Source organism: Peribacillus sp. N1 (assembly GCF_054600815.1).
In genome coordinates this window covers 1-20,628 of the sequence record NZ_BAAHZO010000003.1, presented here as the reverse complement: position 1 = coordinate 20,628, position 20,628 = coordinate 1, and the positions used below count along the sequence as shown (strand labels likewise).

The window sequence follows — 20,628 nt, the reverse complement described above, 5'->3', positions numbered from 1 at the left end:
TAGGAGATTCACAACAGATCTATTCATAATTTATTTATGAAGATAGTTCTGCTGTGGATCTCCTTTTATTTGTTGGCAAGGTTTAATAATTTAACAGGGGAGGGGTTTTATCATGACTCCATTTTGGGGAGAAGTGTTAGGCACGATGATATTAGTTGTATTCGGAGCAGGTATTGGGGCTGGTTCATCCTTAAAGGGTTCCTATGCAAAGGATGCCGGATGGATCGTTATCACGATTGCGTGGGGGTTGGCCGTTACCATGGGGGTTTTTGCAGTAGGGTCCATAAGCGGGGCGCATTTAAACCCGGCTGTCACAGTAGGTTTTGCCATTATTGGAGAATTTCCTTGGAGTGATGTGCCCGGTTACATCGTTGCCCAAATGATTGGCGCAATCCTGGGCGCGACTCTAGTATTCCTGCACTATTTGCCACACTGGAAAGCTACGGATGATCCAGGAGCGAAGCTTGGTGTGTTCGCGACTTCACCTGCGATCCCGCACACATTTTCAAATCTATTAAGTGAGATGATTGGAACTTTCATCCTTGTTCTTGGATTATTATTTATAGGTGCCAATGATTTTACAGAGGGCCTAAACCCATTTGCAGTCGGGTTATTGATTGTCGTGATTGGGATGTCTCTTGGCGGAACGACAGGATACGCCATTAACCCGGCCCGCGATCTGGGGCCGCGCATCGCTCACTTTTTGCTGCCGATACCCGGTAAAGGCAATTCCAATTGGGGCTATTCATGGATTCCGGTCATTGGACCGATAGTTGGGGGTTCACTTGGTGCCGTTTGTTATAAAGCATTCTTTATGGGGGAAATAACAGCAGGATTTTGGTCTGTTTTGGGTGCAAGCCTGGTACTATTGATATTAGCCTATGCTTTTGGTAAAAAACAGTCACATGAATTGGAAAGCAGAAATATCGCCAGTTAAATTAAAAGGAGGGGCATACACAATGGAAAAATACATTTTATCATTAGATCAGGGAACAACTAGTTCGCGGGCGATTTTATTTAACGAAAAGGGGGAAATCGTCCATTCCTCCCAAAAGGAATTCACGCAGCATTTCCCTAAACCAGGCTGGGTCGAGCATAACGCCAATGAGATTTGGGGATCGATCTTGGCGGTGATTGCCGGTGTACTATCTGAATCGGGTGTAAAGCCAGAGCAAATTGCCGGTATCGGGATCACTAATCAGCGTGAAACGGCAGTCGTTTGGGATAAGGAAACAGGTACCCCTGTTTATAATGCGATTGTATGGCAGTCCAGGCAAACAAGTGAAATCTGTGATGATTTGAAGGAAAAGGGACTTAATGATCTATTCCGGGATAAAACGGGATTGTTGATAGATGCCTATTTTTCCGGAACGAAAGTGAAATGGATCCTCGATAATGTAGAAGGGGCACGACAAAAGGCGGATGAAGGAAAGCTGTTATTCGGTACCATCGATACTTGGCTGATCTGGAAGCTATCAGGAGGCAAGGCTCATGTAACGGACTATTCCAATGCATCCCGGACATTGATGTACAATATCCATGAACTGAAATGGGATGAAGAACTGCTCGAGATATTGACTGTTCCAAAGTCGATGCTGCCGGAAGTGAGGCCTTCCTCTGAGGAGTATGCACGTACGATCGAATATCATTTCTTCGGCCAATCGATTCCGATTGCAGGGGCAGCCGGTGACCAGCAGGCAGCATTATTCGGCCAAGCCTGCTTTAATGAAGGAATGGCTAAAAATACGTATGGAACAGGCTGTTTCATGCTCATGAATACAGGAGCCAAGGCCGTCAGCTCCGAACACGGACTATTGACGACCCTTGCTTGGGGATTGAATGGGAAGGTCGAATATGCACTGGAAGGCAGTATATTCGTAGCTGGCTCCGCCATCCAATGGCTGCGCGATGGACTGCGGATGCTGCATGATGCCAAGGACAGCGAAGCCTATGCAAAACGGGTGGAAAGTACGGATGGAGTATATGTGGTACCGGCTTTTGTAGGACTTGGAACTCCATATTGGGACAGCGAAGTGCGGGGAGCCGTTTTTGGTTTGACGCGCGGCACATCCAAAGAGCATTTCATTCGTGCCACACTTGAATCACTTGCGTATCAAACGAAGGATGTCCTTGATGCAATGGAGGCGGATTCAGGAATCGAGCTGCAGACATTAAGAGTGGATGGCGGGGCAGTCAAGAATGACTTCTTGATGCAATTCCAAAGCGACTTATTACGTGTGCCCGTCGAGAGGCCTACCATAAACGAAACTACAGCATTAGGTGCTGCATACTTAGCTGGCCTTGCTGTCGGGTATTGGAAGGATCAAGAAGAAATCTCCCGGCAATGGGCGGTAGATAAAACCTTTAAACCATCCATGGAAGAGCAAGATAGTGAAAAATTATATGAAGGCTGGAAAAAAGCTGTACATGCCGCTATGGCGTTTAAATAAAAAACAAGATGTATTCTTTCTCAAATGAGCTGGAGTATGCTATAATGAAATCAAGTTAATAACTCGGCCGGAGAACAGGAGAGACCATGAATGCGTTATCGTTAATTCGATAATGTGCATTTATGGTCTCTTTTTTTGTTTTTAATGGCAGATTAGGGATATTAATATCTATATAAACTATGCGAACAAATGAACCAATTGAATATAAGTACCAAAATTTACGAATTCACGAGTAAACAGTGTGAATTCACGAGTATAAGTGCAGTACTCACGAGTAAAAGTGCAGAATTCACGAGTAAACCGCACGAATTCACCAGTAAACGCAGAATTCATACAAAAAACAATAGAATGCAATGCTTAAAGGAGGAGTCAGGGATGAGGTTTTCAAATGTATATCGGAAAGAAACGATCGAACTTTTGAAAAAAGAGAAATATGATGTGGTTGTCATTGGTGGGGGAATTACCGGTGCAGGGATTGCCCTGGATGCAGCGACCCGTGGAATGAAAGTGGCTTTGGTTGAAATGCAGGACTTTGCAGCAGGTACTTCAAGCCGCTCGACAAAACTTGTTCATGGCGGATTGCGGTATTTGAAGCAATTTGAAATAAAAATGGTTGCCGAGGTTGGTAAAGAGCGAGAAATCGTTTATGAAAATGGACCGCATGTGACCACACCGGAATGGATGCTGTTACCGATGCACAAAGGTGGCACCTTCGGGAAATTCAGTACCTCCATTGGACTTCGGGTATATGATTTCCTTGCTGGGGTTAAAAAAGCTGAACGCAGGAAAATGCTTTCTGCGGATGAAACACTAAAAAGGGAGCCACTCGTCAAGAAAGCGGGACTGAAGGGCGGAGGCTACTATGTTGAATATCGGACAGATGATGCACGTCTTACGATTGAAGTCATGAAGGCGGCTGTCGATAAAGGAGCAACACCGATAAATTATACAAAAGTAGAAAAATTGTTATATGAAAATGGTAAGGTGAACGGCGTCCAAGTTGCCGATTTACTTTCAGGTGATGCTTATGAAATATACGCAGACAAAGTCATTAATGCAGCGGGACCGTGGGTGGATTCCATTCGTGAGAAGGACCAATCGAAACAAGGGAAAACGCTGAAGTTATCCAAGGGTGTTCATGTGGTCATCGACCAATCGAAGTTCCCGTTGAAGCAGGCGCTTTATTTTGATACGCCTGATGGCCGGATGATTTTTGCCATCCCGAGAGCCGGTAAAGCTTATGTAGGAACTACGGACACTTTTTATGATGGTGATCCTGCTGTGCCGACTGTTACTTCCGAAGACCGTGCCTATCTATTAAAGTCCATACATTATATGTTTCCGGAAGTGAACATTACGGATGATGATATCGAATCTAGCTGGGCTGGGGTAAGGCCGTTGATTCTTGAAGAAGGAAAAGATCCTTCTGAGATATCAAGGAAAGATGAAATATGGGAGTCCGATTCTGGCCTTATCACGATTGCGGGAGGGAAATTGACCGGTTATCGCAAAATGGCCAAAACGACGGTTGACCTTTTGGCAGGGAAGCTTGCCCAGCAATACAATAAAACTTACCCAGCCAGCAGCACTAAAGGCATGCCGATTTCCGGAGGGGATGTCGGGGGATCAAGCAACTTCTCCGATTATATCAAGCAACATATTCAAATGGGAGTTGACTCAGGACTAGATGTTAAGGACTCCGAAAATATATTGGCCATGTACGGGTCCAACGCATCTGTGTTATTCGATATCGCAAAAAGCGAAGGAGACGGAGGAGTAAGCAGTGGCCTTCCAAAGAAATTGTTCGTACAGCTGAAATACGCACTAGATCATGAAATGGCCGCAACTCCAGTGGATTTCTTCTTCCGCAGGACGGGGACGCTATTATTCGATATAGATTTAGTCCAAACGCATAAACATGCAGTGATCGATTATATGGCTGGATATTTTGGATGGACGGAATCAACAAAAATGGAAAGAACCAATCAATTGGAACAGGAAATATTGGGTGCGATTAAAGTATCTTGACCAATATGCAAAAAAACATGACGCCGGCGGAATCGCTGGCGTTTTTTTCATTAGCCCTTTTCTTCTTTCTCTCATCATCTTGGCGGCACACCGAATAGTGGAAGAACCATTGAAACTCTGGGTCTTAGCAAACTATCAAAAGAGGAAATCATGGATTTCGTTCGTACTGGGCCGCCTAAAGTTTCCGTATAAGGTGAGTCCAGAAAAATCGTACTAACCCTTTAGAAAGACGATAGGTGAAACATGTATAAGGAGAGAAGAATACGGCAGACCTAGCCGCGTTTCTTCTCTCCTTAGCTTATTTAATCTCCCGGACCCAAAAATTGGCGATGCTCTTTAAGATCTCTGCTTTATAAGCTGTAAATCGATGTATAGCTGCATTCTCGAATGAAAGTCATCAAAATCGATGGAGGTGAGATCGGTTATTTGATTCAATCTATATTTCAATGTGTTGGTATGAATATATAGCTGTTCAGCTGTCGGTTTGATCCGGCAATTGTTCAACAGATATATTTCCAGTGTTTGAAGGAGTTTGGTCTGGCTTTCCTGGTCCTTCTTTTGAAGAAGCTCTAAATCCGTATTGATATAATTCGTTTTAGTATGATGGTTGGAGATCATTTCGAGGTAACGGAAAATCCCAAGCTTGCTATATTGGAAGGGAAGCTGTTCAGGTTCACCGATGAACTTGGCTGCGTTGATAACTTCCAGGGCTTCGAGATAGGATTTTCTTAATTGAAGAATCGAAGAATACTCATTTCCGATTCCCGGGAAGACCTTTTTGTCATTAAATTGGGAAAGAACGGTGTTGGTTAAATCATTGGCGCTATCGGTAAGCAGGTCTTTCCCTTTTCCGTTGCTGCCAATCAAAACGATGATCTTCAATTGGTTTGTGAATACATGGGTAAAATGATTTAATGCATTGGCGAATAGACTTACAGTATCAGCTAATTCATCGAAATGTTCCGCATCGGATTGAGCGATTGTAAAGACATTGACAAGGAAAGTTTCCGGAATGAGAAGACTCATATTGGCGGCTTCCCATTTTATTTGATTTTCCGTTTGATAGACTTCGTCTATGACCTTTTGATAAAATTCATTTTTTTCTTCATCTTTTTTCATGTTTATCTGTTTTTTCTGATAAAGGAGCTTGCCGATATGATGGGAAACTTCATGTAAAAATTCTAAATCGGATTCAGTCATCATTTCCGTTTCTTGGACCCAAATGAATCCGAAGACCTGTCCTTTGTGAACGGCGCTTACAACGACTCTTTGATTTAAACCGATTTCCTCCATTTGTTTCACCCTAAATGGATGCTCCACGGTTTTAAGCTGTTCGACAATGCCCTCATCCATGAATTTTTCCAGAATTGGAATCGGCCAATGCTTTGTGAAGATGGTTTGCCGATTGGCTTGGTCGAAGTGTTCGATATAATATGAACTATATGCCAGCAATAAAAATTGGTCATTTTCGATGACGACTGGTTTTTTTAAATAAGTGCTGACCATATCCGTTATATCGTTGATGTTTGTGATAGTCAGAATTTTTTCTAATGACATATATGGCCCCCTGTTATTTTTTGAAGTATATGACAACTTAGTTTAATAATACTTTTAAACGGATGATGTGTATAGGGGGAAGAAAAAAGAAGGAACGGTATATGAAAAATACCGTTCCTTTTAGGGGTTTTATTTTTGTTTTAAAGTTTTTTCAAATTCTTCGAATTTCTCTTCTACTTCTTTTGATGGTTTCGCTGTTAGAAGACTGACCACGATGATGGCAATCAAGCTTGCTCCAAAACCAGGAATCATTTCATACATCATATCGGATAATCCTGCCATCGACCAGAAAATTACAGTAGCGGCACCAACGATCATCCCGGCTAAAGCGCCCCATCTTGTCATTCGCTTCCAGCAGAGGCTCAGTATGACCAATGGACCGAATGAAGATCCGAATCCAGCCCATGCATACCCGACAAGTCCAAGGATCGTGTCATTCTGTTCCCAAGAGAGAATGAGCGCTATGACGGATATGGTCAGTACGGAAAGCCTGCCCAGGAAAACAAGCTCTTTATCTGAAGCGGAACGACGGAAGAAAGTTTTGTACATATCCTCCGTTAAAGAGCTGGCCGTAACCAAAAGCTGCGAAGAAATCGTGCTCATGATAGCTGCCAGTATCGCTGAAATCAAGAAACCAGTGATAAGAGGGTGGAATAGTATTTCCCCTAACTCTATGAAAATCGTTTCAGGATCAGCTAACTTCAGGTTGTTCTGATGGAAATACGTGATACCGATGAATCCAGTCAGCATGGCACCGATACTGGAGAAAATCATCCAGCCCATTCCGATAGTACGGGCTTTCTTGATTTCTTTAATAGAACTGATCGCCATAAAGCGGACAATGATATGCGGCTGTCCGAAGTAACCCAGTCCCCAAGCAAATAATGAGATGATGCCTAAAAAGCTTGTCCCCGTGAAAATATTCAATAGAGCTGGATCAATGGAACGTGGCGTATCTATGGAAGGACCGAAACCGCCAACATGGAAAAGGGTGACGATCGGTACAAGAACCAAGGCGACAACCATGATGATCCCTTGAACAAAGTCTGTCCAGCTTACTGCCAGGAATCCACCGAATAAAGTATAGGCAACGGTGACGCCTGTTAAGATCCATAGACCTGTATGGTAATCAAGGCCGAATGTACTTTGGAATAAGACTCCGCCGGATACCATTCCGGAAGAAACGTAAAAGGTAAAGAATACGAGGATAACTAAAGCCGAAATGAGCCTTAAGATCTGTGAGCCCTCGCCAAAACGATTTTCCAGGAAAGCGGGGATCGTAATCGAGTTATTGGCGACTTCCGTATAGGTTCTCAATCTAGGTGCAACATACAGCCAGTTCATATAGGCTCCTAATGTGAGACCGATTACAATCCAGATTGAACTTAGTCCTGTTGCGAACATGGCACCAGGCATACCCATTAAAAGCCAACCGCTCATATCAGCGGCACCGGCGCTTAATGCAGTGACGGCAGGTCCAAGACCCCGGTCGCCCAGCATATAATCATTTAAATTGGAAGTCCTTTTGTAAGCGAAGTAACCGATGAGAAGCATGCCAGCCATGTAAATGCTGATCGAAATTATTAATGCGTAATCCATAAAAGACTCCCTTCGTGATGAAATATATAATTTTTTGTTTTAAAAGAGGAAGCAACCTATTTGTCACTTCCTCCATTTAACTTCATTTTGGTTTCCGTATCAAGAATGAAAGATACGAAAACCATAGGGGTTTCAAATCATCTTCAAATAGCTCAATGGAACATTATCAGAATGTTTCGGATGTTGTTTTTGCTTGCATATGAAGCTGCAAGTAGTCCGGTCCGCCAGCCTTGGAATCAGTTCCTGACATGTTGAACCCGCCGAATGGCTGATAACCTACGATTGCACCAGTACAGCCGCGGTTGAAATACAAGTTCCCGACATGGAACTCTTCGCGTGCTTTTTCCATGTTAAGGCGATTTGTCGTAATGACAGCCCCAGTCAAACCATATTCAGTGTTATTGGCAATCTCAAGAGCTTCGTTAAAGTCCTTCGCTTTTGTGAAGGCAACGACTGGTCCGAAGATTTCTTCTTGCATCAAGCGGGCTTGCGGATCGACATCAGCAACGATTGTCGGTTGAACGAAGTAGCCTGTAGAGCTATCTCCTTCTCCTCCAGTCAGAATGCGTCCTTCTTGGTTCCCGATTTCAATATAGCTCATGATTTTGTCAAAAGCAGCTTGATCGATAACTGGACCCATGAAATGGTTTTCTACAGGATTACCAACTGTAAGTTGTTTTGTTAATTCAACAGCGCGATCTAATACTTGATCGTATACATCTTCTACGATGACAGCACGTGAACAAGCAGAACATTTTTGTCCAGAGAAGCCAAATGCAGATTTCACGATCGATTGAGCGGCCAATTCAAGATCTGCCTCTTTGTCGACAACGATAGTATCTTTTCCGCCCATTTCAGCAATGACACGCTTCAGCCAAATTTGGCCTTCGTTCACTTCTGAAGCACGTTTGTAAATACGCAGACCTACATCACGTGAACCTGTAAAGGAAATGAAACGTGTTTTTGGATGATCAACCAGGTAGTCGCCCACTTCGGCTCCGCTTCCTGGAACGAAATTCAACACACCTGCCGGAAGGCCTGCTTCAAGCATCACTTCAACGAATTTAGCTGCAACGATAGGAGTAGTCGAAGCTGGTTTCAACAGGATTGTGTTACCAGTGACGATAGCGGCAACAGCTGTACCTGCCATGATAGCGAATGGGAAGTTCCAAGGAGAAATGATGATGCCTACCCCTAATGGAATATAATCATAGCGGTTAAATTCTCCCGGACGGCTTTGAACAGGCACACCATCTTTAAGAGTCAGCATTTGACGGGCATAGAATTCTAGGAAATCGATTGCTTCCGCTGTATCCGCATCAGCCTCATTCCAAGGTTTTCCCGCTTCTTTTGTCAATAACGCAGAGAATTCATGCTTGCGTCTGCGAATGATGGCAGCCGCTTTGAACAAAACGTCAGCGCGGATTTCAGGTTTCACTTTTTTCCAGCTTTCAAAAGCGGTAACAGCTTCCTGCATGGCTTTTTCAGCAAGATCCCTATTCGCTTTCGATACTCGGCCGATGACCTCTTGCTTATCTGCAGGGTTATATGAAACGATTTTCTCATCAGTCGTCACTTTCTCTGCCCCGATATAAAGAGGGTAGTCTTGCCCTAAGTAGCCCTCAACGGTTTGAAGTGCTTCCTGATAAGCTTTTTTGTTTTCCTCGTTTGTAAAATCGACAAATGGTTCGTGTTTATATGAAATCATTGATAATCACACCTTTTAATAGATTTTTTGTAGCAATTAATAATGTTGAATGTATATTTAGCTTCTGACCATCCCTTTGAAGGCAAAGGCAATATTGGATGGCCTTTCTGCAAGCCTTCTCATGAAGTATCCATACCAATCCAGACCATATGGTACATAGACGCGCATTTTGTAACCTTGCTTGACCAATTCATATTGAGTTTTGTTTCTCATGCCATAAAGCATTTGGAATTCGAATTGTGTATTTGGAATGTTGTGCCTCTTAGCCAACTCTTTTGTATACTCGATGATTTTGTCATCATGTGAGGCGATGGCCGTATAATTACCGTTAAGAAGACTTTGCTTGATCAACTTTTTATAGTTTTCATCTACATCATCCTTTTCGGGAAAAGCAACCTCGGGAGATTCCTTGTAGGCACCCTTTACGAGACGCAGGAATGGCTTATATTGGGCAAGGTCCTCCAAATCTTTCTCTGTGCGGAATAAATATGCTTGCAGAACAGTACTTATGCAGCTGTATTTTTCCTTGAACTGCCTGAATATATCGATTGTCGCCTGACAGCGAACTTCATCTTCCATATCGATCGTGACCATGACTTTATGTTTTTCGGCTGTATCAAGAATTTTCGTCATATTCTCAATCACGAGTTTATGATCGATATCAAGTCCCAAGGAAGTCATCTTCAGAGAAACCTGTGAATCAAGTTTTTCCCTGCTGATCATTTCGATGGTTTCGATGCATTCTGCCGTACGTTCCAGGGTCACTTCCTTGGAATCAACGAATTCCCCAAGATGGTCGACTGTAACCGACAAGCCGCTATTATTAAGTTGTTTAATGAATTTAATGGAACTTTGGAAATCAGTTCCTCCAATGATCTTTCCAGCAGCAAAATTTCCTCCGCTTTTTTTAGCAATATTATTAAGCAGATTATTTTTAGATAAAAATAAGAAAAAGTCCCTTGTAATGGCTTCCATATAAAGCGCACCCCCTAAGAAGATGTATTTCAATAAATTAAGCTTACGGTTTTTCGACAATATTCTCAATGTTCTTAAAAAACAATAATTCTGTCATTTGTTTGTCGGTTTTGGACAAATGAAAAGGTTTACAATTTTTCTTGAATGTTCGAATGATACGAAGGTTTATTTTTAAACCTTTATAGAAACGCTAGAAATAAAGCCTTTATCAGGAAGCGATGATGTGAAAGACATCAATGAATGCGTGTAAAAGTGGCAGCTCGACCATAATCATCCAATGCGTTATAATGAACCTTATTTAACAGAATCGGTCAATGCTCGAAGAAAAAACGATAAATGAAGCTTTCAGAAGTAAAATGGATGTAAAACCGTAAAATTAAGTCGCTTCGGCAAGCCGGGGAGGATAAGGAATGGATGCTGTACTTGAAGAACTTAGAGAAACATCAGGATTGATAATAGGATTAATAATAGCCCTGATAATTATGGGGCTGATCGGTTATGCCCTTACGAATGTACATGAATCCATTGTGTCACCTGTGGTTCAGTTCATAAAGAAAATGGTTAGTCGAAAATAGCACAAGCGCAATACATATTTGTCGCTTTTAAACAATCCCTGCAGGGTTTGTCTAAAAGCGACAAAAGAGCCGCAAGCTAAAAGCATATTATCCGAGAATGATGAAAATCCCCCGCTTCTAATGGAAGTGGGGGATTTTCATGTGTTCAAGAACAAGAAAAAAACCTTGCAGTATAGGGTTTACACGTATAGAGCATAGGGGGGGCAAACAATTGGACTTCAGGCTGCCAGAGATGGGTTAGATTAAATCGATGGATCAGTTTCTATTCCGACTTGAAATCCGGATCATCATAATGGTGGGCAACCCAGCCGGAAGCATCAATAAACAATCGAACGGCCACTACTTGACGGTTTTCCAATAAAGTAAAGAAGTGGGGGATGTTAACGGGAACAGAAATCACATCTCCAGCAGATAATTCTACGTCGAAATAACCAGAATCACCCTTGATAGTAAAGATGCCATTTCCTGCAGTGATGGCACGAACTTCATCTTCGGTATGAACATGTACTTGTTCAAATTTCTTTAGAAGCTCGTCTAAATTAGGAGTGGCATCGGATAATGCAACAATATCCCATTCTTTATAGCCACGTCGATTTGCAAGGGATTTAATTTCCGCATCAAAGACGTTAAGAATTTCTTCTTTTTTCTCGTCGGAAAGTATAAATTCATCACAAAGATGCTTGGGTAATTTTTTCATATCCCAATGTTCGTAAAGGACTCCTTGTTCATCCAAAAATCTTTTAACCTCTTGTTCTTCTGTTAATCTTTTATTGGTAGTACGCATGCGAATTGTTGCCATCGTAAAATTCTCCTTTTTGAAAATTTTAAAAAGTTTGGTTGAATTTTTTCAGAAAAAACATTTTAATTTGATATTCAAATAGAAATTCAAATGCCTCTAAATGACGCTTAGCAGTAAATTCACTATCTCCCCATACATAGATTCCATGGTTGCGGATTAATACACCTGGTACCCCGGGTTGGATAACTCCGCCGATTTCTTCTGCTAATTTAGGAATGGAAGCATAGTTTTCTACAATTGGAACTGTTATGGAAGCATCTTCTTTCCAAATATCAAATGCTTTAATGATTTCATGTTTTGTGAAGGTAACTTTTCCTTGATCGCCATAAAGATCTGAAATGAGATTATTGTAAATAGTGTGGACATGGAAAACAGCTTCACAATTAGGGATTAATTGATAAATAGCAGTATGAATCAAGGTCTCGGCAGAAGGTTTTAAGTTGGTAGGAAACACAAGATTCCCATGCGAATCAATTAAAATAAAATCTTCTGGAGTATCAATCGATTTGTCTTTCCCGCTAGATGTTATTGCTATAATAGGTTGATCAAGCTCTAACGAAGAGTTTTTTACACGAATGGACAGGTTCCCGCTGGTTGCCGGAAACCACCCTCTTTCCGATAGGCTTCCTTTAATTGTTTGTAATGTTTTAAAGGCCTTTTCGATTGATTCGAGGGTGATTTTTTCAAAATCCTTTTTAGCTATGGGTCTTCACCACACTTATTGGTAATTTGGTTTAAATTTTAATCACATCAAAAAATGATTCAAATTCTTTACAAGGAAGAGACTGCTCTTTGCATTTTTGTAAAAGAAAATCTCGTGCAATAACAAGTTCCAGCCAATTTGGCAATCGCCAAATCTGTGATACTATCTCCAATTACAACTTTCATATAATCGGTAGTTGAAAGCGAACGAAATATAGTAGGTTTACAAATTCCACAGTCTTTGTTGCAGTTTGAATCACAAGAAAAGGGCCATATGATTTTGATTTGTTTGTCATTAAAATCACTGGCATTGCAATAGATATCATATTTGGGGATAGGGTAACGATAAAATAGGGAGAACGAAATATCAATTCCGCTTGTTGCCTCCTGAATTCGTTCCTCTTCGGCAAGAAACACTATTCGACCATATGCCTCTCCATGCTTACAAAATCCAATTCCCGGACCCAGGGCAACTTTTACATTTTTTCAATATCGTATCAGCAAATTTCTTATTGGCAGCCAGGCGAAGTAGGATCCTTTAGGAGCTGGAGCATGCCGATTGAATTTTTTAGCTCTTCAAAAAGGCATTATCGTAATTCGTAAGTATCCACAAGCTCTTGAACGCCTTCTTGTGAGAAGGTCAGGGATGCCTTGTCCAAAATTAATAACAACATACCCCGCATTAATAAGCCCTTACACTTTTCCGAATAATAGAGAAAAATTGATTTGGCAGGCGATTCTTTAGGTTGGTTGCTTTGATTATAAAATTGTTATTTTGAATATTAATCACCCCTCTCTTAAAAACAACATATGATGACATAACCCTTTTAGTGAGTAAATACAAAAAAAACAATTGTTTAACTTACTTATACTAGTGTTGTTGCACACACCTAGTTGAATTTACTCAGGAAAAGAGCTCTTAGAAAGGGGAGAGGGGATTAATGACAAATTTAAATTATCATATACTTAGTGAGCTAGAAACAATGCAATATATTAAAAAGATTCCGGGTTTATTTTCGGAGAATGCTCAACTAATTTGCAAGGAAATGGGGGATGGGAATCTAAATTTAGTATTTCGTATAGCGGAACAAGATTCGTCGGAAAAAAGTGTAATTATAAAACAAGCACTTCCTTATGCGCGCGTAGTTGGGGAGTCTTGGCCATTAACATTAGACAGGTCACGTATTGAGAGTGAAGCATTGATGATGCAAAATGGAATTTGTCCTGGTTCAGTTCCAAAAGTTTATCATTATGATAAAGTATTGGCGTTAACTGTCATGGAGGATTTATCTACACATATCATAATGCGTAAAGGCCTAATTGCCCGTAATCGTTATCCTTATTTTGCAAAACACATTGGTGCTTTTCTAGCTAGAACTCTGTTTTTAACTTCCGATTTAGCGTTAGATCCTGAATGTAAAAAGCAAAAAGTAATTCAGTTTATAAATCCTGAAATGTGCAAAATTACAGAAGATCTTGTGTTTACTGATCCATATTACGATGCAAAAACGAATCAATTCAACCCGCTAATTAAGGCAGTCGTAGAAGAAATTTGGAGTCATGACCGGCTTAAACTTGAAATCATGAAGTTAAAGGAAGGATTTCTCACTCGTACTCAAGCACTTATCCATGGAGATTTTCATACAGGCAGCATTATGATCACGGAAAAGGACACGAAAGTGATTGATCCAGAGTTCGCCTTTTATGGACCGATGGGTTTTGATGTTGGAGCTGTGATTGCTAATCTATTACTCAACTATTGCTCTCATGAAGGACATACTCTCATTCAAAAGGAACGGATTGAATACCAAGAGTATTTATTAAATACAGTAGAGGAAATTTGGACAACCTTTGAAGAAGAATTTAGAACTTTGTGGAAGGAAAAAGCAAGCGGTTCTTACGTGTCCATACAGGGATATGAAGATGATTATTTGCTGCGTTTGCTTCAGGATTCTTTTGGATACGCGGGGTGTGAAATGATGCGTCGAGTGGTTGGTTTAGCTCATGTTCCTGATTTGGAAAGTATAAATGATCCCAAATTAAGAGCAAAAGGAGAAAGATTAGCCCTCGCCATTGGGCAACAGCTGGTATTGGAACGGGAAACAGCCGGGAAAATTTGCGACCTAACATCCTTAATCAAAAAAGTTAGAAATCGGGAGGTGGATCAGGATTAATAAGTTTATTCAATCCATTCAATGAAAAATGATCAATGTTTTATCCTGATAAAGCAGGTCAATATATGTGTAAACAAAAATTAAAATGAAGGTTGTTTTTTACAATTAGGATGGCGATTTACTGGTAGATACAGTAGATCATTTTTTTTAATAAGCTTACTCGCATGGAAATTCAAGTGTTTAAATCTTTGATTATGTTTTCCGATGAGAGGCCAATAACAACAGACGAAGTAATGCCTATCACGTTCATCGAACGAGAGGGTACACAGCCCCGGATTAAATTAACGAAGACTGGCGATGTTGGCTGGGTACCTTCCAAAGCAGTACGCAAGATAAGCGGGGAATAAGACAAAGCCCTGACCCTTGATGTTTGGGCTTTATATTCGTTCATAAATCAAAATAATCATCTGCCTTTGCGTCAGCCTCTATACTTCGAACCGCCTTCATGATTTTCTTTAAAACTCCGGCTGACGGCACATACTTAGGGTCGCTGCAAACTCTGCTTATCGTATTGCGTGAGATACCGGACGCACTTACAAACTCCTCTTGTGTATATCCGTGCTTATCTATTAATTTACCGACCTTGCTCCGCGGCTTACTCTTCCCGAATCTAAACATTTTGATAACCTCCTAGAATTATTTACTAGCAGTCTCGTCCAACTTTCACAAAAATATACGCATAGTTTCGCAAATATTTGGTATACAAACGGTTGGTCGGAGCAAACGAGATTTAAAAAGTGGTTCCTGTTGTCTTTCTAAAAAGTTATATAGGATGTATGATGTTCTTTGAATTTATTTCCATTTAAAATATAATGATAAATGGGTTATTGTAAGCGAACACTGACTGAATAATTTAAGGATACGGTTAATTCTTGTGTGAATTAGGAGGAAATCATGGGAAGAATAGTTCATTTCGAAATTCATGTGAATGACATGGAACGGGCAAAGAAGTTTTATGGAGAGGTATTCGGATGGTCATTTCAAGACTGGAGTGAATATGCAGGAGTGCCTTACTTTGGAGCAGTAACTGGCAATGAGAATGAACATGGGATCGATGGTGCTTTGATGCAGCGTCATAGTGCTCCGCCGGAAACACACCAAACGTTAAATGCATTTGCCTGTACCATGGGAGTGGAAAATTACGATTTAACGGAAGCTAAAATTATTGAGAATGGCGGCAAGGTCGCATTGCCCAAATTTGCCCTGCCCGGAATGGCATGGCAAGGATACTATATTGATACCGAAGGCAATACTTTTGGAATTCACCAACCCGATGTGAATGCAAAATAGAGTTGATAATAGGTGAATTAAAACATGAAATCACAAGAAACGGCAGCCATGCTTGAAAATGTACGCAATATCTGTCTTGCGCTGCCCGAAGCTGTTGAACATATTGACGGATTCGGTCACAACACTTTTAAAATCAATGGGAAATCCTTCGTGATTTCAGGTGAAAGCGAGAAAGGATTCAGCTTGTCGTTCAAGTCAGATAGAGAAACTCAAGAATTATTGCTACAGAAAGAGAATTTTTTCAAAACTCCATATATAGGACATCACGGTTGGGTCTCTATTCAAAGTCCGGATGGGGAAGACTGGGATGAATTGACCTATCTAATTCAAGAAGCCTATTTACGTGCGGCACCGAAGCGATTGGTTAAGAAATGCCATGAGTTGCATAAAAAGTGAAGAAAGGCGGACGATCTGCCTTTCTTTATTTTTTCGTTCTTTAACCAGCTTTACAGATACTGATGACAAAAATCACGACCTCATCCATACACACATAATTTATGATTGCATTGGAGTGACCAAGAAAGTTTTTGTAAAAGGGACTCCAGAATTTGCAAAGAGTGATTATTTTATCTCATTAGAGAAATTTTAAAATTAATTTAGAGTGTTTCTACAATAGATTTATGCTTATATAAAATAAGGGAGCTATCTTCAAAAATCACGAGTATCAATTAAGATTTCATTGACGGAAAGGTGTATGGTTGAAGTGAATGTTGAATCATTTTTTTCTGAAAACATTAAAGCGGCACTTAAGAATGATCCGCCCGGTGCATGGATGCCAAATCTGCCGGATGGCTGTATTCGCTTGAGTTCAGGCTATCCTGATCCTGCACTCGTTCCTGCTGGGGAGCTCAAGGCAGCTGTAGCAAAACTTCTTGATGAGGAGCAGGATTTGCCGCTCCATTATCTTGGAAGTCCACGAATTGCAAAACTGAAGCAGCAAATCCAGAAAAGATTGGCAGAGCGTGGAATTTTGATTTTAGAAGAACAGCTTTTGATTACATCAGGAGCTTGCCAGGGGATTGATCTCATTGCCCGCATTCTCCTTGATGATAAAGCGGTTGTAGCGGTAGAGTCTCCCACTTATATGGAGGCTTTAGAAATTTTTCAAAACTATACGAAGCATATTATCAGTATACCTATAGATGAACAGGGGATCCAAACATACCGATTAAAAGAAATACTGGATCAAAGGAAGCGTACAGGTCTAACCCTCCCGCGTTTTCTTTATACTATCCCAAGCTTTCAAAATCCAACTGGCACGACTATGACAATTGAGCGCCGAAAGCATTTATTGGAGCTTTCCATCGAGTTTGATTTTCTCATTCTAGAGGATGATGCGTACGGAGAATTATCCTTCGATAAAAATCCGGTGCCAATAAAATCCATTGATGAACGCGGGCGGGTCCTCCACGTTGGGTCCTTATCCAAGGTTGTTGCGCCAGGAATGCGGATTGGATGGATAGCGGGAGAAAGTGAATTCATTAAGGTTTTAGAGTGGTTTAAAAAAGATTTAGACCATCCATTTGCTCAAAGTACAATGGCTGTATACTTAGAAAACGCCGATTTTGATAAACGGCTCGACCTACTAAAAGATGTGTATCGTTCTAAATGTAATGCGTTAATCCGTTCGATGGAACAATTTCTTCCAGAATCCGTTTCATGGTATGTACCAGATGGTGGTTACTTTGTATGGGTGAGAATTCCAGGTGTGGATACGTCGCATTTGTTATCACAGGCTCTTGCTGAGGGTATTTCATATGTTCCAGGGAAATACTTTTTCTTGGATCAAAACGATGGAACCGAGTTTCTCCGGCTTTCGTTCAGTTATCCCAATGAGAAAGAAATAATCGAGGGAGTTCGAAGACTAGGACAGCTTATCGCATCTTTTTTGAATAGATTGTCCTGAAGGAATGTTAGTTGATTAATCTATAAGTTATTTCGATGCTTTTTTGAAAATGGATTTGAATGAGCCTACTTCCTTAAAGGAGGTAGGCACTTTGTTAATGAGAGGATTCTTTAACTCCTTCGCGATGATTTTATCTTAAATTGTTTAAGCACCGTAGATAAAGCCCACTGCTGAAGCACACAACCTAAAATGTGTATATGTAGATTGTGATTATTCATATGGTCACAATGAAGTATTTTTTTAAGCCAAAGAAAAAAACCCTTGCTACGCAAGGGTTTTCGGATATGGAGCATAGCGGGATCGAACCGCTGACCTCTACGCTGCCAGCGTAGCGCTCTCCCAGCTGAGCTAATGCCCCGAGTTGAGGTACAATAACTATTTTATCGGATTTTAGCGAAAAGTCAATATAAAATATGAGATTTTTGCAAAAATGATAAAAAAACCGTTTGAGGGTAATCAAACGGTTTTTTAATTATGCATTTTCGATTTCTACTCTTTCAATCTCCTTAAGGTTGGAAACAGTGTAATACACTTCCGATGTTCTGACTTTATGATCGACCAGCACTTTAAGTGTCAAAAGGTGATTGTCATTTGCGACATCTTTGATTCTAAGGTTTTTGATGAATATTTTTTCGTCTTTGATTTTTTTCAATACGACGGCAATGTCATCTTTATTTTGTACGACCAGCTGCAGAAAGATTTCTTTTTGCCGTAACTTCATCGGTCCTAGCCAGGTGACGATTGCGGGCACCAATTCGACACTTATGATCAATAGGATGACGCCTGCAATGGCCTCGAGGAAAAATCCAGCTCCAACGGCGATTCCGATTCCTGCAGCTCCCCAGATGATGGCGGCTGTCGTTAAACCGGATATGCTGTTGTTGTCCCGCCGGAGAATGACGCCAGCACCGATAAAGCCTACGCCAGAAACGATTTGGGCAGCTAGACGCAAGGGATCCATTGTGATATTTACGTCATCGCTCCCTGGGAACTTATAAGCGGATTCCATGGAAACGATCGTTAATAAACAGCTCACGATTGAAATGACCAGGCTTGTTTTTAATCCTACGGGTTTTCGCTTCATTTCTCGCTCGAGTCCGATAATTAGTCCAAGTAGAGCTGAAATTCCCAATTTGATAAGGATTTGCAGTTCCGATTGAGGGTCGAATGTCCATTCCATTTTTTTCACCACTTCCGAATTATTATCGAAGAATAAGATCGTCTGTTGCCATATACCCGTTTTTCAAAAAAAACTACCCTAATGATTTTAACATAGTAAAATAGAGTTCAATGAAATGTAATTCCATTTGAAAGGAGGAATTTGAGTGCAAATGCCAAAAGTGAATCCCTATGTAGCGTTGGCAATCGGTGTGGCATCCGTATCGTTTTCGGCCATCCTTGTTAAATTGGCCACCGCTCCATCGGGTGTTATCGCTTTTTACCGTTTATTATTTACCGTCTTACTTATGTTGCCGTTTTTCTTGATGAAATACCGTCATGAACTTAAATTCATTGAAAAAAAGGATTGGCTATATTCGATTGCGGCAGGAGTGTTTTTGGCTTTTCATTTTATTTTATGGTTTGAATCGCTTAATTACACGTCGGTCGCGAGTTCAACTGTGCTTGTCACCCTCCAGCCTTTATTCGCTTTTGCCGGAGCTTACCTGTTTTTTAAAGAAAGATTTTCAATGAAGGCGATATTGAGCGGCATCATTGCAATAGCAGGTAGCCTCGTCATTAGCTGGGGCGATTTGAGAATTAGTGGTATGGCGCTTTGGGGAGATATTCTTTCGCTTATCGCATGTGCGCTGGTAACCGGTTATTTACTGTTTGGTCAAAATGTTCGAAAACGTATCTCTTCTATAACATATACATTTGTCGTGTATGCAATCAGTGCTGTTGCATTGTTTTTCTATGTGATCTTCAAGGGAGAGGCATTGGCGCCTTACCCTGCTTCCGATTGGGTTTATTTCGTTTTGCTTGCGATTTTCCCGACTTTATTAGGTCATTCTTTATTCAATTGGTCACTAAAGTGGTTAAGCACTTCGACGCTTTCGATGGGAATCTTACTTGAACCGGTGGGGGCTACAATTCTGGCTTACTTCATATTAGATGAACCGATACTCTGGACTCAGGTCCTGGGAGGCACCATCATATTGGGTGGTTTGATGATGTTCTTAAAAGATGAAAAGAAAAGCAAGGTACATGAAGAAGCGCAAGTTTCCGTATAAAAGCAGTAAGTCTCCCGACTTACTGCTTTTATTTAATAGGGGTGAAACAAATAGGTGATCCGTGTGAAAACCAAAGCGAAAGTAAAACTGAATAAAAACGTCGTACCATTCACCTTGCCTTTTTCTCTGCTGAACTTGATGGCTTCATAATAAGCGGTACTGAATAAGTAAAGGGTCATACTGTAGGAAATGAGTAATCCGATTAATGGCAGATTCATTGCTTCACCTCATGGAAAAAGATATCTATATATGACTATTTGTGTTTCTTTGGAAATATGCTTCGTTTATTCATAAACCATTGAGCTTGGTCCAGAAAGCAGGGATAAGGGTGTGTTGGTGTAAAGGATATATAGAAGAAAATAGGTAAAACGTTTTTTTTTGAAAAAGTTTTAAAAAACGTATTGCAAACATTTTTTGTACATGGTATATTATTTCTTGTCGCTAAGACAGCAACTTAAACAGCTAACAAGCTGTGAAAAACATTTTAAAAAAAGTTGTTGACGAAACGTGACGGAATGTGTTACATTATAGAGGTCGCTTCTAAGAGAAACGACAACAAATTGCTCTTTGAAAACTGAACAAAACAAAGCGCCAACGTTAAATTTTAAGTGAGCACACACTATCAAAAAAGCAA

The 20,628-nt window shown here is 40.8% G+C and carries 19 protein-coding genes and 1 tRNA gene; 10 read left to right on the top strand and 10 right to left on the bottom strand.

The genetic code is table 11. The annotated features are described in order from the left end of the window. The first annotated feature begins 112 nt into the window (after positions 1 to 112). From ACYP5M_RS12970 to ACYP5M_RS12960, 3 genes are all read left to right on the top strand, one after another. Positions 113 to 937: an MIP/aquaporin family protein gene (locus ACYP5M_RS12970; protein WP_230176249.1), complete on the top strand. Its 825-nt coding sequence runs from the start codon at positions 113 to 115 to the stop codon at positions 935 to 937. 22 nt (positions 938 to 959) lie between these two features. Continuing rightward, positions 960 to 2,450: a glycerol kinase GlpK gene (gene glpK, locus ACYP5M_RS12965; RefSeq protein WP_230176250.1), complete on the top strand. Its 1,491-nt coding sequence runs from the start codon at positions 960 to 962 to the stop codon at positions 2,448 to 2,450. Between the two features lie 375 nt (positions 2,451 to 2,825). Beyond that, positions 2,826 to 4,478, top strand: coding sequence for a glycerol-3-phosphate dehydrogenase/oxidase (locus ACYP5M_RS12960; protein ID WP_459735142.1), 1,653 nt, complete (start codon positions 2,826 to 2,828; stop codon positions 4,476 to 4,478). A gap of 336 nt (positions 4,479 to 4,814) precedes the next feature. On the opposite strand, the gene ACYP5M_RS12955 is transcribed toward ACYP5M_RS12960, so the two are convergent. From ACYP5M_RS12955 to ACYP5M_RS12940, 4 genes are all read right to left on the bottom strand, one after another. Further along, a complete protein-coding gene (locus ACYP5M_RS12955) occupies positions 4,815 to 6,035 on the bottom strand; it encodes a PucR family transcriptional regulator (protein WP_434167989.1) in 1,221 nt (406 codons plus the stop codon). A 129-nt stretch (positions 6,036 to 6,164) separates the two neighbouring features. Then, positions 6,165 to 7,634: a sodium/proline symporter PutP gene (putP, locus tag ACYP5M_RS12950; protein WP_342603298.1), complete on the bottom strand. Its 1,470-nt coding sequence runs from the start codon at positions 7,632 to 7,634 to the stop codon at positions 6,165 to 6,167. A 166-nt stretch (positions 7,635 to 7,800) separates the two neighbouring features. Next, positions 7,801 to 9,342: an L-glutamate gamma-semialdehyde dehydrogenase gene (pruA, locus tag ACYP5M_RS12945; RefSeq protein WP_230176253.1), complete on the bottom strand. Its 1,542-nt coding sequence runs from the start codon at positions 9,340 to 9,342 to the stop codon at positions 7,801 to 7,803. Between the two features lie 57 nt (positions 9,343 to 9,399). Continuing rightward, positions 9,400 to 10,317 carry a proline dehydrogenase family protein gene (locus ACYP5M_RS12940; protein WP_137019574.1) on the bottom strand — a complete coding sequence of 306 codons (918 nt, stop codon included), beginning with the start codon at positions 10,315 to 10,317 and terminating at the stop codon, positions 9,400 to 9,402. 410 nt (positions 10,318 to 10,727) lie between these two features. On the opposite strand from ACYP5M_RS12940, the gene ACYP5M_RS12935 reads away from it, so the two are divergent. After that, the gene (locus ACYP5M_RS12935) at positions 10,728 to 10,892 is read left to right on the top strand and encodes a hypothetical protein (RefSeq protein WP_230176254.1); all 165 of its coding nucleotides are present in this window, start codon (positions 10,728 to 10,730) and stop codon (positions 10,890 to 10,892) included. A 262-nt stretch (positions 10,893 to 11,154) separates the two neighbouring features. On the opposite strand, the gene ACYP5M_RS12930 is transcribed toward ACYP5M_RS12935, so the two are convergent. After that, on the bottom strand, positions 11,155 to 11,691 hold the full coding sequence (locus ACYP5M_RS12930) for a cupin domain-containing protein (protein ID WP_101223542.1): 537 nt from the start codon (positions 11,689 to 11,691) through the stop codon (positions 11,155 to 11,157). Positions 11,692 to 11,716: 25 nt separating this feature from the next. Continuing rightward, on the bottom strand, positions 11,717 to 12,355 hold the full coding sequence (locus ACYP5M_RS12925) for a methylthioribulose 1-phosphate dehydratase (protein ID WP_397315661.1): 639 nt from the start codon (positions 12,353 to 12,355) through the stop codon (positions 11,717 to 11,719). 979 nt (positions 12,356 to 13,334) lie between these two features. On the opposite strand from ACYP5M_RS12925, the gene mtnK reads away from it, so the two are divergent. Continuing rightward, positions 13,335 to 14,567 (top strand): S-methyl-5-thioribose kinase, encoded by a 1,233-nt coding sequence (gene mtnK / locus ACYP5M_RS12920; RefSeq protein WP_434167988.1) that lies wholly within the window; start codon positions 13,335 to 13,337, stop codon positions 14,565 to 14,567. Between the two features lie 188 nt (positions 14,568 to 14,755). After that, complete coding sequence (locus tag ACYP5M_RS12915; RefSeq protein WP_434167987.1) at positions 14,756 to 14,914, top strand: hypothetical protein; 159 nt, start codon at positions 14,756 to 14,758, stop codon at positions 14,912 to 14,914. Between the two features lie 40 nt (positions 14,915 to 14,954). Here the strand turns inward: ACYP5M_RS12915 and ACYP5M_RS12910 are convergent, their stop codons facing one another. Then, positions 14,955 to 15,185, bottom strand: coding sequence for a helix-turn-helix domain-containing protein (locus ACYP5M_RS12910; protein ID WP_101223539.1), 231 nt, complete (start codon positions 15,183 to 15,185; stop codon positions 14,955 to 14,957). A 276-nt stretch (positions 15,186 to 15,461) separates the two neighbouring features. Here ACYP5M_RS12910 and ACYP5M_RS12905 point away from each other — a divergent pair, with 276 nt between their 5' ends. The 3 genes from ACYP5M_RS12905 (at position 15,462) to ACYP5M_RS12895 (ending at position 17,763) form a co-directional block, all read left to right on the top strand. After that, the gene (locus ACYP5M_RS12905; protein ID WP_101223538.1) at positions 15,462 to 15,857 is read left to right on the top strand and encodes a VOC family protein; all 396 of its coding nucleotides are present in this window, start codon (positions 15,462 to 15,464) and stop codon (positions 15,855 to 15,857) included. A 24-nt stretch (positions 15,858 to 15,881) separates the two neighbouring features. Beyond that, positions 15,882 to 16,253 carry an MmcQ/YjbR family DNA-binding protein gene (locus tag ACYP5M_RS12900; RefSeq protein WP_434167986.1) on the top strand — a complete coding sequence of 124 codons (372 nt, stop codon included), beginning with the start codon at positions 15,882 to 15,884 and terminating at the stop codon, positions 16,251 to 16,253. A gap of 307 nt (positions 16,254 to 16,560) precedes the next feature. Beyond that, positions 16,561 to 17,763 carry an aminotransferase-like domain-containing protein gene (locus ACYP5M_RS12895; RefSeq protein WP_434167985.1) on the top strand — a complete coding sequence of 401 codons (1,203 nt, stop codon included), beginning with the start codon at positions 16,561 to 16,563 and terminating at the stop codon, positions 17,761 to 17,763. Positions 17,764 to 18,048: 285 nt separating this feature from the next. On the opposite strand, the gene ACYP5M_RS12890 is transcribed toward ACYP5M_RS12895, so the two are convergent. Both ACYP5M_RS12890 and ACYP5M_RS12885 read right to left on the bottom strand, forming a co-directional pair. After that, positions 18,049 to 18,121, bottom strand: a tRNA-Ala gene (locus tag ACYP5M_RS12890). 114 nt (positions 18,122 to 18,235) lie between these two features. After that, positions 18,236 to 18,943: an MgtC/SapB family protein gene (locus ACYP5M_RS12885; protein WP_101223535.1), complete on the bottom strand. Its 708-nt coding sequence runs from the start codon at positions 18,941 to 18,943 to the stop codon at positions 18,236 to 18,238. Between the two features lie 151 nt (positions 18,944 to 19,094). Between ACYP5M_RS12885 and ACYP5M_RS12880 the strand changes: the two genes are divergently transcribed. Next, positions 19,095 to 19,994: a DMT family transporter gene (locus ACYP5M_RS12880; RefSeq protein WP_397315660.1), complete on the top strand. Its 900-nt coding sequence runs from the start codon at positions 19,095 to 19,097 to the stop codon at positions 19,992 to 19,994. Between the two features lie 32 nt (positions 19,995 to 20,026). Here ACYP5M_RS12880 and ACYP5M_RS12875 read toward each other — a convergent pair whose 3' ends face one another. After that, entirely contained in the window at positions 20,027 to 20,212 is a 186-nt protein-coding gene (locus ACYP5M_RS12875) for a hypothetical protein (RefSeq protein WP_101223533.1), read from the bottom strand. Between the last annotated feature and the right edge of the window lie 416 nt (positions 20,213 to 20,628).

Bases quoted from the DNA above. Each gene is read 5' to 3' on its own strand.
- ACYP5M_RS12970 (WP_230176249.1), top strand. From the start codon at position 113: ATGACTCCATTTTGGGGAGAAGTGTTAGGCACGATGATATTAGTTGTA.
- glpK (WP_230176250.1), top strand. From the start codon at position 960: ATGGAAAAATACATTTTATCATTAGATCAGGGAACAACTAGTTCGCGG.
- ACYP5M_RS12960 (WP_459735142.1), top strand. From the start codon at position 2,826: ATGAGGTTTTCAAATGTATATCGGAAAGAAACGATCGAACTTTTGAAA.
- ACYP5M_RS12955 (WP_434167989.1), bottom strand. From the start codon at position 6,035: ATGTCATTAGAAAAAATTCTGACTATCACAAACATCAACGATATAACG.
- putP (WP_342603298.1), bottom strand. From the start codon at position 7,634: ATGGATTACGCATTAATAATTTCGATCAGCATTTACATGGCTGGCATG.
- pruA (WP_230176253.1), bottom strand. From the start codon at position 9,342: ATGATTTCATATAAACACGAACCATTTGTCGATTTTACAAACGAGGAA.
- ACYP5M_RS12940 (WP_137019574.1), bottom strand. From the start codon at position 10,317: ATGGAAGCCATTACAAGGGACTTTTTCTTATTTTTATCTAAAAATAAT.
- ACYP5M_RS12935 (WP_230176254.1), top strand. From the start codon at position 10,728: ATGGATGCTGTACTTGAAGAACTTAGAGAAACATCAGGATTGATAATA.
- ACYP5M_RS12930 (WP_101223542.1), bottom strand. From the start codon at position 11,691: ATGGCAACAATTCGCATGCGTACTACCAATAAAAGATTAACAGAAGAA.
- mtnK (WP_434167988.1), top strand. From the start codon at position 13,335: ATGACAAATTTAAATTATCATATACTTAGTGAGCTAGAAACAATGCAA.
- ACYP5M_RS12910 (WP_101223539.1), bottom strand. From the start codon at position 15,185: ATGTTTAGATTCGGGAAGAGTAAGCCGCGGAGCAAGGTCGGTAAATTA.
- ACYP5M_RS12905 (WP_101223538.1), top strand. From the start codon at position 15,462: ATGGGAAGAATAGTTCATTTCGAAATTCATGTGAATGACATGGAACGG.
- ACYP5M_RS12900 (WP_434167986.1), top strand. From the start codon at position 15,882: ATGAAATCACAAGAAACGGCAGCCATGCTTGAAAATGTACGCAATATC.
- ACYP5M_RS12885 (WP_101223535.1), bottom strand. From the start codon at position 18,943: ATGGAATGGACATTCGACCCTCAATCGGAACTGCAAATCCTTATCAAA.
- ACYP5M_RS12880 (WP_397315660.1), top strand. From the start codon at position 19,095: ATGCCAAAAGTGAATCCCTATGTAGCGTTGGCAATCGGTGTGGCATCC.
- ACYP5M_RS12875 (WP_101223533.1), bottom strand. From the start codon at position 20,212: ATGAATCTGCCATTAATCGGATTACTCATTTCCTACAGTATGACCCTT.